The 16,333-nt window shown below is 61.2% G+C and carries 11 protein-coding genes; 9 read left to right on the top strand and 2 right to left on the bottom strand.

The window, feature by feature from the left end:
- Positions 1 to 510 precede the first annotated feature (510 nt).
- Positions 511 to 996 (top strand): cytochrome c-550 PedF, encoded by a 486-nt coding sequence (pedF, locus tag AC07VL_RS27675; protein ID WP_035824926.1) that lies wholly within the window; start codon positions 511 to 513, stop codon positions 994 to 996.
- Between the two features lie 34 nt (positions 997 to 1,030).
- Positions 1,031 to 1,864 (top strand): substrate-binding periplasmic protein, encoded by an 834-nt coding sequence (locus AC07VL_RS27670; protein WP_494808698.1) that lies wholly within the window; start codon positions 1,031 to 1,033, stop codon positions 1,862 to 1,864.
- A 152-nt stretch (positions 1,865 to 2,016) separates the two neighbouring features.
- Here AC07VL_RS27670 and AC07VL_RS27665 read toward each other — a convergent pair whose 3' ends face one another.
- Positions 2,017 to 4,155 (bottom strand): TonB-dependent receptor family protein, encoded by a 2,139-nt coding sequence (locus AC07VL_RS27665; RefSeq protein WP_494808697.1) that lies wholly within the window; start codon positions 4,153 to 4,155, stop codon positions 2,017 to 2,019.
- 204 nt (positions 4,156 to 4,359) lie between these two features.
- On the opposite strand from AC07VL_RS27665, the gene AC07VL_RS27660 reads away from it, so the two are divergent.
- The 7 genes from AC07VL_RS27660 (at position 4,360) to AC07VL_RS27630 (ending at position 14,022) form a co-directional block, all read left to right on the top strand.
- Positions 4,360 to 5,316: a beta-propeller fold lactonase family protein gene (locus AC07VL_RS27660; RefSeq protein ID WP_494808696.1), complete on the top strand. Its 957-nt coding sequence runs from the start codon at positions 4,360 to 4,362 to the stop codon at positions 5,314 to 5,316.
- Between the two features lie 335 nt (positions 5,317 to 5,651).
- Entirely contained in the window at positions 5,652 to 7,172 is a 1,521-nt protein-coding gene (gene adh, locus AC07VL_RS27655) for an aldehyde dehydrogenase (RefSeq protein ID WP_290608083.1), read from the top strand.
- A 52-nt stretch (positions 7,173 to 7,224) separates the two neighbouring features.
- Positions 7,225 to 7,614: a DUF779 domain-containing protein gene (locus tag AC07VL_RS27650; RefSeq protein WP_494808695.1), complete on the top strand. Its 390-nt coding sequence runs from the start codon at positions 7,225 to 7,227 to the stop codon at positions 7,612 to 7,614.
- A 49-nt stretch (positions 7,615 to 7,663) separates the two neighbouring features.
- The gene (locus AC07VL_RS27645) at positions 7,664 to 9,400 is read left to right on the top strand and encodes a PQQ-dependent methanol/ethanol family dehydrogenase (RefSeq protein ID WP_494808694.1); all 1,737 of its coding nucleotides are present in this window, start codon (positions 7,664 to 7,666) and stop codon (positions 9,398 to 9,400) included.
- Positions 9,401 to 9,701: 301 nt separating this feature from the next.
- Positions 9,702 to 10,862, top strand: a complete 1,161-nt coding sequence (locus AC07VL_RS27640; RefSeq protein WP_494808693.1) for a porin — start codon at positions 9,702 to 9,704, stop codon at positions 10,860 to 10,862.
- Between the two features lie 63 nt (positions 10,863 to 10,925).
- Positions 10,926 to 13,022: a 4Fe-4S binding protein gene (locus AC07VL_RS27635; protein WP_494808692.1), complete on the top strand. Its 2,097-nt coding sequence runs from the start codon at positions 10,926 to 10,928 to the stop codon at positions 13,020 to 13,022.
- The gene (locus tag AC07VL_RS27630; RefSeq protein WP_494808691.1) at positions 13,012 to 14,022 is read left to right on the top strand and encodes an FAD:protein FMN transferase; all 1,011 of its coding nucleotides are present in this window, start codon (positions 13,012 to 13,014) and stop codon (positions 14,020 to 14,022) included. The genes AC07VL_RS27635 and AC07VL_RS27630 overlap by 11 nt, the downstream gene beginning before the upstream one ends.
- A gap of 1 nt (position 14,023) precedes the next feature.
- Here AC07VL_RS27630 and AC07VL_RS27625 read toward each other — a convergent pair whose 3' ends face one another.
- Positions 14,024 to 16,012 (bottom strand): sigma-54-dependent Fis family transcriptional regulator, encoded by a 1,989-nt coding sequence (locus AC07VL_RS27625; RefSeq protein WP_494808690.1) that lies wholly within the window; start codon positions 16,010 to 16,012, stop codon positions 14,024 to 14,026.
- Positions 16,013 to 16,333 lie beyond the last annotated feature (321 nt).

The following is a 16,333-nucleotide window of genomic DNA, read 5'->3' as shown; positions in this document are numbered from 1 at the left end:
GATGATAGTGCTGCAACCAGTGTGAAAGTAGGTTATCGTCAGGCTTGTTATACGCAGTAAGAGAAAAACCCGCTCAGGAATGAGCGGGTTTTTTTTCGTCTGCTGGTTTGTCTTTCACTGCAGGCCGGCGTAAAAAAAGCAGCGCTATGCGCTGCCTTTGTCGATGAACGTCGCTTAACTACCGCGATAAATCAAGTGATCCCATCCGATCCTGTGTTGTTTGACAATACCGTTCTTCGCCATCAGATCATTTGTTGAGTTGCAGCAAGGCCTCGCAGCAGTGTCAATGAATGCCAATAAGATTGCCAGGTTCTTTCCTGTGCGTATCACCTTCGAGCAACATGAGCAGGCCAGCATCTGCTCGTTCGCCGGCGCCTGGCGCGCACGGTGACACAAATGGCTGTTGCAGCTGTTCCAAATTGATACATGGCAGGCCCGCTATGGGGCATGTACGCATGGCACGGCATTTGCTCTTCTTGGATATTCACTAAAAAAACCAAGGAGACCAGCATGACCTATTCCATCCGTACCCTGCTCGGCGTTGCCGCCGCTGGCGCCGTCGCCCTCACTTCCCTGCTGACCTTGCCGCATGCCTATGCGCATGGCAATGTCACGCCGCAAGGCGTCGACACCACGGGCTTGCCCAAGGTGGGCGACAAGTGGCTCGAGCAAAACCCGTATCGGGGCAACAAGCTGGCCTTGACGGTGGGCACGTCGGCCTACAACCAGAATTGCGCGCGCTGCCATGGCATCGAAGCCATTTCGGGCGGTATCGCCCCCGACTTGCGCCAGCTCGATCGCGATTGCTTCGGCATTAAGAACGAGACAAAGAAACAGGCTTGCTACAAGGAGACGGACAATTACTACCTGACCACGATACGCCACGGTAAAGTGCGCAATGGCGCCGTGTACATGCCGCCGTTCGAGGGCGTGTTCAATCAGGAAGCCATGTGGGCCATCAAGACTTATCTGGAAACTCGCCGCGAATCCAACTAAGTCGCATTGATACGATTGATTACAAAGGAGTCCCATGCGTTCATTTCAATTCCGGGGTGTGCGCGCGATGATCTCGCTCGCTTGCCTGGCGCTGTGCGCAGCCGCGCCGGCGCGTGCCGACTGGCAGAAAGTGCAGCAGTCGGGCAGCCTGAAAGTGGCTGTGTATAACGAGTTCGCGCCGTTTTCCGACAGGGGCGCTGGCATCGACATCGACATTGCCGAGGCGCTGGCGAAAAAGCTGGGGCTGAAACTGAGCTTGCTGCCATTTCCCGCCGGCGAAAACCTGAACGACGATTTGCGCAATATGGTGTGGAAGGGCCATTACCTCGGTTATGGTCCTGCCGACGTGATGCTGCACGTGCCGGTCGATAAGAAATTGATGGCAGACAACGACAAGGTGGAAATTTTTGCACCGTATTACGTGGAAACGGTGCGGCTAGCCCGCAGCGCGCATGCTGTGCCGCAATTCGATGGCGTCGCTTCGCTGGCCGGCAAGCGCATCGGCGTGGAAAAGGTGTCGATTGCCGCCATGCTGATGTTGGGGGAGGATAATGGGAAATACCGCGATGATGTACGCATTTTCGACACGGCGGCGGAAGCCTTGCAGCAATTGCAGGCGGGCCAGCTCGACGCCGTGCTGGCAAACCGCTCGGAAATCGAATCGGTGCTGAAAAGCGATCCCGCCTTCCCCTTGAGCGAAGTAGCGTTCGCCCGCCTGCCGCGTGCAGGCTGGGCCGTGGGCTTGGCCGTCAGCCGCCAGCAGCTCGATGTGGCCAAACTGCTGCAGGCGGCCATGAACGAGATGGCGGCCAGCGGCGAATTGAAAGCCATCTTTGAGAAATATGGCGTGAAGGAAGCGCGGCCATAACACGCCATGCTCATCACAAAAAAAGCCCGCGCATCGGAAGAGGCGCGGGCTTTTTTGTCATGAGAGCGCCTGAAAAATGTTCCTGGCAAGGCACATGGCCGTAGGCGGCACGAATCAATGCAACCGGGCCATGAACTTTTTCTCAGCTGTGCTTAAAACGAGTATTGGGCGCTGACGCCCAGCAACCAGTTACGCCCCGGTGCCGCCTCGTAGTAGCGCTTGTTGCTGTCGCCGACGATGACGGAGCCCACGTAGGTCTTGTCAAAAAGATTGTTCAGACGGGCAAATTCCTTGAAGCGCCAGCTGCCTGCATTTTGCTTGGCATTGAAGCGCGCATTGAATACCGTGTAGCCGGGCGCCGGTTTTTCGCTGTTGCTGTCTTCCGCATAGACCTGGTTGCTGGCCACGCTTTCCAGTGCCGCACCGAAGCGGTCGAGCGTGTCTTTCCAGGCCAGTTCCGCGAACAGATTGGCGCTGGGCACGCCCGGCAGGCGGCTGCCTTCGCGCACTGCGCCGAAGGCCTGGTCATACACGGCGTGCAGGCTGGTCAGGGCCACTTTCGCCGTGAAACCATAGGGCAGGCTGGAGTCCAGCGAGACTTCCATGCCCTGACGCAAGGTCTTGCCCGCGTTGCGATAGCTCGTACGCCCGCCGCTGGAACTGTCCACCACCAGTTCATCGTTGGTCTTGATCTGGAACAAGGCCGCGTTCACGTGCGTGTTGTTGGCGATCCTGGCCTTGACGCCCGCTTCCAGGTTGGTGCTGGTGGCTGGTTTCAAGTTGAAATTGAAGCCGCCGCCCGTGCCCGAGTAAAACAGCTCGTTCAAGGTGGGCGCCTCGAAGCCGCGCGCGGCGCTGGCGTAGACGTTGACGTCGGGCGTCAGTTTATACAGCAGGCCCAGCACCGGCGTCGTGTGGCTGAATTCCAGGCTGCCGCTATCGTTGCCGTTGCTGAGGAAATGGTCGTCGACGGCCACTTTCATCTTGCTGTAACGCAAACCTGCGCTGAGCAGCCACGGTCCGTTTTGCCATTCCGCCTGGATATACGGATCGAGGCTGGAGACGATATCCTGCTCGTCGCGGCGCAGCTTGCCTTTCACGCCAAACGTGTTGCCGATGTAATTTTCATAGCCGGTGCGGTCATCGCTGGAGCGGCCATAGTCGATGCCGATGGTGGTGCTCAGCTTGCCGCCAGCCAACTGGCTCACGTGTAGCCAGTTGGTGTCGATGCCGTAGAACTGGCGCTGGAAGTCGACCACGCCGCCCGAATGGCTGGCCGGCGCCTGGAAACCCTTGGTGAATGCCTGGTACTGGATGACGTCGCGGTTGCCGCCGTAGGCCGTCACGTGCAGGCGGTCGTCGCCGAACGATTGCTCATAGGTGGCGCCGATTTGCTGATGGTCGATGCTCTTGCGCGTGTTGTAGCGCTCGGCCAGGGTGCGTTTCGGATTTTGCGTGTCCGTCGTATCGATTTCGCCGGCGCGCGGGTTCGCGGCAAAAGTCGCCCAGGTAGCGCCCAGCGGATCTTGCGTGTTGCCTTGGTGCAGGCTATTGGCGACGATGGTCAGCTTGCTGTCCGCCGTGGGCTTGACCGTGATCTTGCCGAACGCCTGTTCGCGCGTGGCGGCGCTGTGGTCGCGGAAGCCATCCGTGCGGAAGCGCGAGCCGTCGAGCACGTAGCCGATGCCGCCCGCCTGGCCCTGCGCCGACAGGTCCACCTTGCTGGTGCCGTAGCTGCCGCCCGTCACATTCAGTTCGACGGAAGGGGGATTCTGCCCATCCTTGGAAAACAGCTGGATCACGCCGCCCGAGTGGTTGCCGTAGATGGCAGAGAACGGCCCGCGCAGCACTTCGATGCGCTCGGCCGTATCGAGATTGAAGGTGGCAGCCTGGCCCTGGCCATCGGGCATGCTGGCGGGAATGCCGTCGCTGATCAGCTTGACGCCGCGCACGCCGAAGGCCGAGCGGGCACCGAAGCCCCGTGACGAGATTTGCAAGTCCTGCGCATAGTTCTGGCGGTTCTGCACGACCAGGCCCGGCACGGCGGCCAGCGCTTCCGACGCATTCACGCGGATTTGGCCGTCCTGGATGCGCGCGCTGTCGACCACGTCGATGGACGCCGGTACTTCCTGGCTGGGATGGGCAATGCGGCTGCCGCTGATGACCACCGTATCCATGAGTTGCCCGTTGGCAGGGTCAGCGACCTCGGCGGCAAAGACGTGGGGAGCGAAAGTGGCGCTGCCGGCGACAAACAGGCTGGCGATGGTGTTCAGGCGGAAACGATGCTGCATGCGGGTTCTCCAATGTGAATAAAAGCCTGCTTGGTCGCGTGCGCGGCGCAGGTCTGCGTAGGTGTGTCAAGCAATATGCCTGCCATGTCTCCATTGGTGGGCGGAAATTATACGCCTGTCAGTGGCACGGCGTTTGCATGCAGGCATCGTCACCTGCGCCGCTCCCGCGCGCGCTTCCTGTGTGTTCCCATTGAAAAGGTGATTATGCCCAACTTTCTGTTCCGCTTGCGCCAGGCTTGCATGTTGTTGCCTGCGCTTGCCTGCACGGCCGTCCAGGCGGCCCCGTTTGCCTACGTGCCCAATGAAAAGTCGGGCACCTTGAGCGTGATCGACACGGCGACCGACCAGGTCGTGCGCCAAATCGCGGCTGGCAAGCGCCCGCGCGGCATCGCTGCCGACCCCACCGGACGGCAATTGTTTGTCACGGACGCCGCCAGCAGTGCCTTGCTGCTGATTGACAACGCTGGCGGTGCGCCCGTACGCAGCGTAGCGCTGGGCAAGTCGCCCGAAGGCGTCAGCGCTTCCCGCGACGGCAGCCTGATAGCCGTGGCCGTCGAGGAAAACAATAGCGTGGCCTTGCTCGATGGTCAGACGGGCGTCTTGCTGGCCGATATCAAGGTGCAGGGACGCAATCCGGAACACGCCGTCTTCAGCCCGGACGGGCGCTGGCTGCTGGTCAGCGCGGAAGAGGCCGAGCAAGTCGATGTCATTGATGTGGCGCAACGCCGCCAGGTGGCGTCCGTCGCCGTCGGCCTGCGTCCGCGCGGCATCGGCTTCAGCCCCGATTCCGGCCTGGCCTACGTGGCCTGCGAACTGGTCAATGCCGTCTACGTGATCGACATGACGGCGCGCAAGGCCATCGCCACCATTCCTGCGGGCAAGAACGCGAACGGCATCGTGGTCCATCCCGGCGGCAAGCAAGTGTATGTCTCGAACGGCATCGACGGCACGGTAATGGTGATCGATACGGCCAGCCACCAGGTGACGGCCACCATTGCCGTCGGCAAACGCCCGTGGAACATGGCCATCACGCCCGACGGGACCAAACTGTACGTGGCCAATGGGCGCTCCAACAGCGTGTCCGTCATCGACACGGCCAGCGCGCGCAAGGTGGCCGATATTGCCGTGGGCGAATTGCCATGGGGCGTGGTAATTCGGTAGTGGCACAGAGCAGGTGTTCCAGTCTGGTACACCTGTTCCATTGTGCAGCGGCGCAGGGGCGCGGCGGCAGGGCTGGCCCGGATTGGAACAGTACCCCGCCGCCTTGTTCAAAACGCAAACAGCAAGCCAGCATCGATCCGGCTCGGGCGTATGGGCGAAAAGCGCGCCGGGTTTGACGCCACGCCCTTGTAACAAGGGTAAAACCGGCTAAGTTTGTAGTGGGGCGGCGAGCTGGCACGGCATTTGCGGAAGACACCGTGTACTTACCCCATCTGTACCAGGACGTTTGATTTTAATTAAGTAATTCCATTCTAATTAACCCGATAGAGGACGACATGAATCTCGCAGACATCAGCAAACTGGGCGTGGCCAATCCCTTCAAGCAACGCTATGACAATTACATCGGCGGCAAATTCGTTGCCCCGGTAAAAGGTGAATACTTTCCCAACGTGACGCCCATCACGGGCTTGCCATTTTGCGAAATCGCCCGCTCCACGACGGAAGACGTCGAACTGGCGCTGGATGCGGCCCACGCGGCCAAGGATGCCTGGGGCAAGACGTCGCCGGCCGAGCGCGCCAACATCCTGAACCGCATCGCCGACCGCATCGAGCAGAACCTGAGCCTGATCGCCACGGCGGAAACCATCGACAACGGCAAGCCGATCCGCGAGACGATGAATGCCGACATTCCACTGGCCATCGACCATTTCCGTTATTTTGCCGGCTGCATCCGTGCGCAGGAAGGTTCCGTCGCGCAAATCGATGCGGAAACCTATGCCTATCACTACCATGAGCCGCTGGGCGTCGTGGGGCAGATCATCCCGTGGAATTTCCCTATCCTGATGGCCGTGTGGAAACTGGCGCCAGCTTTGGCCGCCGGCAATTGCGTTGTCCTGAAACCGGCCGAGCAGACGCCGGCATCCATCATGGTGTTGATCGAGCTGATCGGCGACCTGCTGCCGCCAGGCGTGCTGAACATCATCAACGGTTTCGGCCTGGAAGCGGGCAAGCCGCTGGCCTCGAGCAAGCGCATCGCCAAGATCGCCTTTACGGGCGAAACGGGTACGGGCCGCCTGATCATGGGCTACGCCGCGCAAAACCTGATTCCCGTTACGCTGGAACTGGGCGGCAAGTCGCCAAACATCTTCTTTGAAGACGTGATGGATGCGGACGATGATTATTTCGACAAGTGCCTGGAAGGCTTCACGATGTTTGCGCTGAATCAAGGCGAGGTGTGCACCTGCCCATCGCGCGTGCTGATCCAGGAATCGATTTACGAGAAATTCATCGAACGGGCCCTGAAGCGCGTGGCCGCCATCAAGCAGGGCAATCCGCTCGACTCGGCCACCATGATCGGCGCCCAGGCGTCGCAGGAGCAACTGGAAAAAATCCTGTCCTACCTCGACATCGGCCGCCAGGAAGGCGCCGAAGTGCTGGCAGGCGGCGAGCGCAACACGCAGGCGGGCGACCTGGAAGGCGGCTATTACGTGCGTCCGACCGTGTTCAAGGGCAATAACAAGATGCGCATCTTCCAGGAAGAGATTTTCGGGCCCGTCGTGTCCGTGACCACCTTCAAGGATGAGGCCGAAGCGCTGGCCATTGCCAACGACACCTTGTACGGCCTGGGTGCCGGCCTGTGGACGCGCGACGGTTCGCGCGCCTTCCGCGTGGGCCGCGCCATCCAGGCGGGCCGCGTGTGGACCAATTGCTACCACCTGTATCCAGCCCACGCCGCATTCGGCGGCTACAAGCAATCGGGCATCGGCCGCGAAAACCACAAGATGATGCTCGACCACTATCAGCAAACGAAGAACTTGCTGGTGAGCTATAGCCCGAAAGCCCTGGGCTTCTTCTAAACTGGCAACAGGCGCCGCGCCTTCCCGGGCGCGGCGCGCAGAAAGGGATGCCATGACTGCAGCAATTGCCAGGGTGGTCGCCACCGATGCGGCGCTGGAAATGATGGACAAGTTGCGCCAGCGTCACGGTCCGCTGATGTTTTTCCAGTCGGGCGGTTGCTGTGACGGCAGTACGCCCATGTGCTACGCGCTGGGCGAGTTCGATGTCAGCGATACCGATATCTATCTCGGCAATTTGAATGGCACACCGTTCTACATGGGACTCGAGCAATTCGAGTACTGGGAGCATACCCAGTTGATTATCGACGTGGTCGATGGCAATGGCGGCATGTTTTCACTCGACAACGGCACGGGCAAGCGCTTCCTGACGCGCTCGCGCCTGTTCACCGATGAAGAGTGCGCCTTGCTGCATGCCCAGCCGCACGACCACGGCAGCACCTGATACATACACATACTAATAACAGAGGGAGATGATTGTGCAGAAAAAAATCATGGGGATCGTCATCGGTTTGAGTGTCGCCTCGCTGGTCCAGGCGGCCGACGTGGGCAATGTCACCAGTGCCATGCTCGACAGCACGGCCAAGAACCCGGCCAGTGTCCTGTCGTTCGGCATGGGCACGCAGGGCCAGCGCTATTCGCCATTGACGCAGATCAATGACAAGACCGTGGCCAAGCTGGTGCCGGCCTGGTCGTTCTCGTTTGGCGGCGAAAAACAGCGGGGCCAGGAATCGCAGCCGTTGATTCACAACGGCAAGATGTTCGTCACGGCCTCGTATTCGCGCATCTTCGCCATCGACCTGAAAACGGGCGCCAAGCTGTGGAAATATGAGCATCGCTTGCCGGACGGCATCATGCCCTGCTGCGACGTGGTCAACCGCGGCGCGGCCCTGTACGGCAACCTGGTGATCTTCGGCACCCTGGACGCCTACCTGGTGGCGCTGGACCAGAACACGGGCAAGATCGTCTGGAAAGAGAAAGTGGACGACTATGCGGCCGGCTACTCGATGACGGCCGCGCCGCTGATCGCCGAAGGCTTGCTGCTGACGGGCGTGTCGGGCGGGGAATTCGGCATCGTCGGCCGCGTCGAAGCGCGCAACCCGATGACGGGTGACCTGGTGTGGAGCCGTCCGACGGTCGAGGGCCATATGGGCCACCGCTACGACAAGGATGGCAAGGCCATCGACAACGGCGTGTCCGGCACGGCGAACAAGACGTGGCCGGGCGACCTGTGGAAAACGGGAGGCGCCTCGACGTGGATGGGCGGGACCTACGACCCGCAAACCAAGCTCGCGTACTTTGGCACGGGCAACCCTGCGCCGTGGAACAGCCATCTGCGTCCCGGCGACAACCTGTACTCGTCGTCCACCGTGGCGCTGGACGTCAAAACGGGACAGATCAAGTGGGCGTACCAGAACACGCCGAACGATGCCTGGGATTTCGACGGCGCCAACGAGTTCGTCACCTTCGACATGGATGGCAAACGCTACGGCGGCAAGGCCGACCGCAACGGTTTCTTCTATGTCATCGACGCCAACACGGGCAAGCTGCAGAACGCTTTCCCGTTCGTGAAGAAAATCACCTGGGCCAGCAGCATCGACCTGAAGACGGGCCGGCCGAATTTCATCCCCGCCGGCCGTCCTGGCGACCCGACCAAGGGAGAAGAAGGCAAGAAGGGCACGACCGTGTTTGCCGCGCCCGCCTTCCTCGGTGCCAAGAACCAGATGCCGATGGCCTATTCGCCGCAAACCAAGCTGTTCTACGTTCCCGCGAACGAATGGGGCATGGACATCTGGAACGAGCCAATCAGCTACAAGAAAGGCGGTGCCTTCCTCGGCGCGGGCTTCACCATTAAGCCCCTGTTTGACGACTACATCGGCGCCATGCGCGCCGTCGATCCGAAGACGGGCAAGATCGTATGGGAAATCAAGAACAACGCGCCGCTGTGGGGCGGCGTGATGAGCACGGCCGGCAACCTGGTGTTCTACGGCACGCCGGAAGGCTTCCTGAAAGCCGTCGACGCGAAGACGGGCAAGGAGCTGTGGAAATTCCAGACGGGCTCCGGCGTCGTGGCGCCGCCCGTCACCTGGCAGGATGGCGACACGCAATACGTGGCCGTCGTTTCCGGCTGGGGCGGCGCGGTGCCGCTGTGGGGCGGCGAAGTGGCGAAGAAAGTCAACTTCCTGGAACAGGGCGGCTCCGTGTGGGTTTTCAAGCTGGCATCGAAGTAACGGGGTGAAGCGCCCGCGCCAGTCGGATGGGTGTCTCCCTGTCTGATCGGTTGTAACAGGCGGGCGCTTTCTTTTTGCTGACGGCCCAGGCCGTCAGTTTTTTGTTTACATGGTGGTCCGGTCCGCACGCTGGCGGTCAAAAAAGGAACACCACCGGCGGCGATTGATCCGCCGCTGCACAGCTTAAATGGACTTTTTCTCCTTCTCCCTCTGAGTCCCGCTGGGCACGCTTATTGCCAAAGCTTGAGGTACATCAATCACTGATGTGCACACTAAAAACAGAGAAGAAAGAGGAGAAGAAATGAACACATTGATCAAGCTGGGGAGCCTGGGCGTCATGACGATCGCAGCGATGGGACAGGCACACGCCGTCGATATCAAGGCTGGTGACTGGACCGTATCCGTGGGCGGCATCGTCAACGCCTACTACACGCAAGTGTCGTGTTCGGGCGATGCCGTGGGCGGGCTGGCGCTGGGTGGCCAGGCGCTCGGTTGCGGCGGCGAAAAGGACCGCACCACCATCGGCAACGGCTTGCTGCCGAACGGCTTGATCACCTCGGCATCATCGCGCCTGGGCGAGTACGACGTGAAAGCCTTGATCGGCATCTACAATTCGACGGCCACGGACAGTGCCATCAGCCAGAACAGTGTGGTCGACGTGCGCCAGGCCTTTTTTACGTTTGGAAATGCACAGATGGGTACTTTCAAGCTGGGCCGCGACTATGGCATCTTCGGCGCGAATGCGATTTTGTCCGACATGACTTTGCTGGGCTCGGGCGCGCCCGTGCAGGCGACGCAGCGGGGGCGGGTGACCCTGGGCCATATCGGCGCCGGCTACACCTACCTGGGCAACTATGGCCAGATCATGTACAGCTCGCCGAAGTCCAGCGGATTTGGCACCGACGTGGCGCTGGTCAGCCCCGTGTCGGATACGCCCATCGTGGCAGGCTCGACTTATTCTTCGAAATCCAGTCCGCAAGTGCAGGCGCAACTGACGTATGCGCAGGACGGCTTGAAAGCCTGGCTGGGCGTGAAGTCGCAAAAGTTCACCTCGAAAACGCCTGGCGTCGATGACCTGACCATGCGCGGCGTGGAAGTGGGCGGCTCCTACCAGATGGGGCCGGCAGGCGTGCTGGTCAACTTCCAGGGCGGCAAGGGGCTGGGCATCCTGTCCGATGCGGACCAGGGCGATACCAAGTCGAAGAACTGGCTGCTGCAAGGCACGTATAAAACGACGGACAAGCTGAAACTGGGCTTGTCCTACGGCATCAGCAAGAACGATGACAACACGGCCGGCTCGGGCGGCCTGAAGTCGAACGCCAACCTGACTCTCGGTGCGTATTACTCGCTCAACAGCGCGATCACCCTGGTGGGCGAGCTGGGCCAGACGCGCTCGAAAGGCTTTGCGGGCGGCGAGGCGAAGATGAATGGCGTGTCCCTGGGCGGCATTATTTTCTTCTAACCAATGAATGCGGCGCCGGAGGGTGCGGCGCCGCGCGGAGCTTAATGCATGCGGATACTGCGGTTGTTCATAGCATGCTGGCTATTCCTGTTTATCCTGGGACAGGCGTGGGCTGGCGTGCTCACCAAGGCGGAGCTGGCGCGGCGCTTTCCCGCGCCCCTCGTCGTGGGCGAGAAGGAAGCCGACCTGCCCGTCTGGCCCCTGTTCAAGCAAAACGCCACGGCCACCGAACTGGTCGGCTATGTCTTCGAGTCCGTGGACCTGGCGCCCATTCCCGGCTTTTCCGGCGTTCCCGTCAATCTATTGATCGCCATCAATCCGCAGGGCAGTTTTCTCGATGTGGCCGTCCTGTCGCAGCACGAACCCGTGTTTCTCGATGGCCTGGGCGAAGCGCCGTTGTTCCAGTTCGTCAAGCAGTACCAGGGGCTGTCGCTCAAGCAGAATATCGCCATCGGTGCCCAGAAAAAGCGCGCTGCGGATGCCACGCATGCCGATATCGACGGCGTGTCGAAGGCGACGGCTTCCGTGCGCATCATCAACCAGAGCGTGCTGGCGGCGGCCTTGAAAGTGTCGCGCAAAAAACTCGGTTTCGCGCAAGGCCGCGATCCCGGCCAGATCGCCCGCATCCGCATGGATGTATTCAAGAAACTCAGCGTGGCGCAAATGCTCGCGCAGGGCTTGATCCAGCATGTGCGCCTCAGTAACAGGGATGTGGAAGCCCTGTTTGCGGACAGTCCTGGCGCCGGACTCGATGCGGACGCCACGCGCGCGCCGGAGGGCATGTTCATCGACCTCTATCTGGCCTATGTCTCCGTGCCCACGGTGGGCCGCAATCTGTTGACGGAACGCAGCTGGAACAAGCTGCGCAACCGGCTCGACGAGGGCGACCACGCCATCCTCGTCATGTCGCGCGGGCGCTACAGCGTGCTGGGCGACGATTTCGTGCGCGGCACGGTACCGGACCGCTTGTTGCTGAAGCAGGATGGCTTGCCCATCGACATGCGCGACCTGGACCTGGAATTGAACCTGTCGGAGGCGGGGCCGTTGCCGACGGAAAATATCGCCGTGTTTCGCATCATCAGCCAGGCGGGACTCGATGTGGCCAGTCCGCTGGCGTTCACCATGCCGATCACGCGCAGCAAGGGCATCGTGTATCCGGAACGCATCGCGCGCAACGTCGATTTCACGTACCGCTTGCCGGCGGAATTCTATACGGCGCCGCAAGGCGACGATGCCGGCTGGCGCGGCACGTGGAAGGCGCGCCAGGCTGAGCTGTTGATCTTGCTGGCCGGGCTGGCGCTGCTGGCCGGCGCGCTGGCCTGGCAGAAACGCCTGGTGCGTCATGGCCGGCAATTCGTGTGGTTCCGCCGCCTGTTTTTGCTGTTTACCATCGGCTTCGTCGGTTATTACGCACAGGGGCAGTTGTCGATCGTCAACATCACGGGGATGATCCAGGCGCTGCTGGCGGGGCGCAGCCTGGGCTTTTTCCTGTTCGACCCGATGACGGTGATTTTGTGGGCTTTCGTGCTGCTCAGCTTGCTAATCTGGGGGCGCGGCACGTTCTGCGGCTGGCTGTGTCCATTCGGCGCCTTGCAGGAATTTACGGGCAAGCTGGGCCAATGGTTGCGCTTGCCGCAGTGGAAAATCAAGCCGCGCCTGGACGGACGCTTGAAGTGGATCAAGTATGGCTTGCTGGCGGCCATTCTCGGCAGCAGCTTTTTTTCCAGCCAGATCACGGACAAGCTGGTGGAGCTGGAACCGTTCAAGACAGCCATTACCCTGAACTTCGTGCGCGCCTGGCCCTTCGTCGCGTATGCCGCGGGCTTGCTGCTGCTCAGTAGTGTTTCCTATAAATTCTTTTGCCGCTATCTGTGTCCGTTTGGCGCGGCGCTGGCGCTGCTGGGACGGTTTCGCCTGTTTAACTGGATTCCCCGCCGCAAGGAATGCGGCACACCGTGCCAGACTTGCCGCCACCGCTGCGAGTACCACGCCATCGCGCCCAGCGGGAAAGTCGATTACGGCGAGTGTTTTCAATGCATGGATTGCGTGGTGATCTACGCCAGCGATGAAAAATGCGCACCCTTGATGCTGGAAATCAAGCGTGCCCGTACCATCCCGATAGTCCGGGCCACGGCAGAGGAGAGCAGCAATGCAGCGTAGAACCTTTCTTTCCGCAGCGATCGGCAGCGTCGCCGGCATGGCGGGCGTTATCTTGCCTGGCAGCATGGCGCGTGGCACGGTCACGGCGTCCGGCGTGCGGCCTTATCAAGGCGCCGCGCTGGCGTTTGGCACGACGATTGCCGTCACCGTGTTGCACCACGATCAGCGCCAGGCCGAACTGGCCATCGAAGACGCCCTCCATGCTGCCAGGAATATCGACCGCCTGATGAGCATTTATAGTCCGAGCAGCCAGGTTTTCCAGCTGAACCGCGATGGCCGCCTGGCGCGGCCGGACGCGCACCTGCTGGCCGTGCTGGCACAGGCACAAGCCTTGTCGCACTGGAGCGAGGGGGCGTTTGATATCACCGTGCAACCCTTGTGGCAGCTGTTCCGCGCGGCGGCAGACCAGGCCAGCCTGCCGGCGGACACCTTGCGCCGCGCGGCGCAGGCGCGGGTAGGCTGGCGGCAGCTGGCGTGGGATCGCCGTGAAGTGCGTTTTCTTCAGCCCGGCATGGCGCTGACCTTGAATGGCCTGGGGCAAGGCTACGCGGCCGACATGGCGCTGGCGGCCGTGCAGGCCCGTGGCGTGCGGCACGCGCTGCTCGATACGGGGGAATTCATCGCGCGCGGTCAGCGTGGCGTGCGGCGTCCCTGGACCCTGGGCATCCAGGACCCGCGCGACGGAGAAATCCTGGCGGCCACCCTGAAAGTGGAAGGGCGCAGCGTGGCCACGTCGGGCGACTACGAATGCACGTTCACGCCCGACTTCGTGCATCACCATATCTTCGACCCCGCGAAGGGTGATTCGCCGGGCGAACTGGCCAGCGTGACCGTGCTGGCGCCCACGGGCTTGCTGGCCGACGGCTTGTCGACGACCTTCATGGTGACGGGAGCTGCGCGCGCGCATGCCATGGCCGCGCGGATGGACGGCGTCGATCTGATGACCATCGACAAGCGGGGCCGGCGCGCAATGTCACCCGGATTTCCCCGTCTACTCTAGGCTATTTCAGGTGCGGCACCTTGCGATAGATCGTGTTGCGTGACACGCCCAGTGCCCGCGCCGTGGCCGAGACGTTGCCGCCATGGGCATCGAGCGACTTGAGGATCACGCTTTGCTCCATCTCTTCCAGGTTGGCGCCGGCCGCGATCATGCGGTCCGTGCTGGCGCTGGCGGCAGTCGCTTGCGTCATCTCAATATCGTCGAGGAAATCATCGGGCATGTGGCGCAAACAGATTTCATGCTCGTCGCCGGCCATGACGATGGCCGTGCGCAGCAGATTGGTCAACTGGCGGAAGTTGCCTGGCCATTTATGCTGGTGGAACATGCGCAGGATGTCGGGCGCCACCGTGTAGCGCGTGTCGGGCGCTTCCGTCGCGAGGATCTTTTTCACGACCGTATCGAGGTCTGTGCGTTCGCGCAGCGGCGGCAGTTTGACGACCAGACCGTTCAGGCGGTAATACAGGTCTTCGCGGAACAGTCCCTTGGCCATGCGTTCGCGCAAGTTGTGATTCGTGGCGCAAATGAGTTCCACGTTGACGGTGATCGATTTGCTGCTGCCCAGGGGCGTGACCATGCGCTCCTGCAATACGCGTAACAGCCGCGCCTGCAGGCCGAAAGGCATGTCGCCGATTTCATCGAGGAACAGGGTGCCGCCATTGGCTTGCAGTATCTTGCCGATGGCGCCTTTCTTGCGCGCGCCCGTAAATGCCCCGTCTTCATAGCCGAACAATTCGGACTCGATCAGGGTTTCCGGAATCGATGCGCAATTGACGGCAATAAACGGTCCCATGGCCCGTGGCGAATCGTTGTGGATGGCTTGCGCCAGCAGTTCCTTGCCCGTGCCCGTTTCGCCCATGACGAGGATGGGAATGTCGCGCCCCAGCACCTTGTTGACCTTTTCGATCACCAGTTCCAGCTGCGGATCGCCCGTGCGCAGGTAGCGCAGGCCGGACAGGCGCCGCGCCGCGTTGGCCGCATGGCTGGCCGAGGCGGGAACCTGGACCGTAGTGGCGTTGACATCGCTATGGTCCGTGCTGGCGGCAAAACCATGCTGGAAGACACTATTGGACAGCCGCAATTGTGCGCGCCCGTACACGCGCACGCCGCTGTGCATGCACAGGTTCAGCAAACCGGGTGAAGCCGTGCGGTAATGGTCGTACAGGGCGGACACGGGCAAGCCGAACAGGGAGCTGAACGTGTGCGATTGCAGCGCAGCAAAGGATAGGCCCAGCTGGAACAAACCGTTTTTATTGGCCGATAAGAACCGCCCACCCGGCGTGAACGAGGCGATGCCCTCCATCAAGGTGCCGATGAATTCGGGACGCGCGTGGAAGTGCACGGTGATGGCATCCTCGAAGGTGGCGGAAAACAGCTGGTTTTCGATCATCAGCGCCGACATGCGCACGAGGGCCATCGTATGCTTGTGGAAACTGCGCTGGTCGCTGGAGACATCCAGCACGCCGATGACGTTGCCGCGGTGGTCGGTGATCGGCGCGGCGGAGCACGTCAGAAAATGGTTGGCGGCCAGGTAATGCTGGTCAGCATGGACTAACGTCGGTACTTTTTCCGTGATGGCCGTGCCGATGGCATTCGTGCCGCGGCTTTGTTCCGACCATGCTACGCCCGGCTGCAAGGCGACCCGGTTGGCTTTCTCCAGGAAATCATCGTCGCCCAGGGAATGCACGATGACGCCGTTGGCATCCGTGAGTATCACCATATTGTGGGTGTTGACGATTTGCTGGTACAAGGTTTCCATGGCCGGCAGCGCATGCGTGTGCAGCATGCGGTTTTGCTCGATCAGCAAGGACAGATCGGATTTGCCGGCCGGCGTAAAGTCGGGCGTGGCCGTGGGCGACAGGCCAAAGGCGACGGAACGCTGATGGGAGGTTTCAATGATGACAGGAACGTTGTCCTGTCCTGCTGGTGAGGTGTTCGCATCTGCAATAGACGAAAACGGTGCGCTACGGTAAGTAGCTGACGGTTGATACATGATCTCGTTGCCTCCGTTGGGCCCTGTACTGCGGCGCTCTTTTGAATATCGAGAGTGTTCCATAATGTAGCACCTGTTACAGATGGGAGCAAAGCAAAGCGAGCCGGGCTGTCCCCGGTGTTGCTGCCTGGCCCAGAGTTGCTCCCATCGGCGGTCGGTACGTATGTTGGTCTAAGCAAGTGCGGTGCCAGGGCTGTTTCAGAAGAGGGGTGGAAAAATAGCCCTTGCGGGGCCGGCAGCCCTTGGCTATAATTCGCCCCCTCGCTGAACGACGCATGCAAATGCAACGTAAAGTGAGAAAAAAGAAGGAGTTGACGGACG

This window comes from Janthinobacterium sp. GW821-FHT03C08 (genome assembly GCF_059420905.1).
The sequence above is the reverse complement of the archived record's forward strand: the minus strand, read 5'-3'. Positions and strand labels throughout refer to the sequence as shown.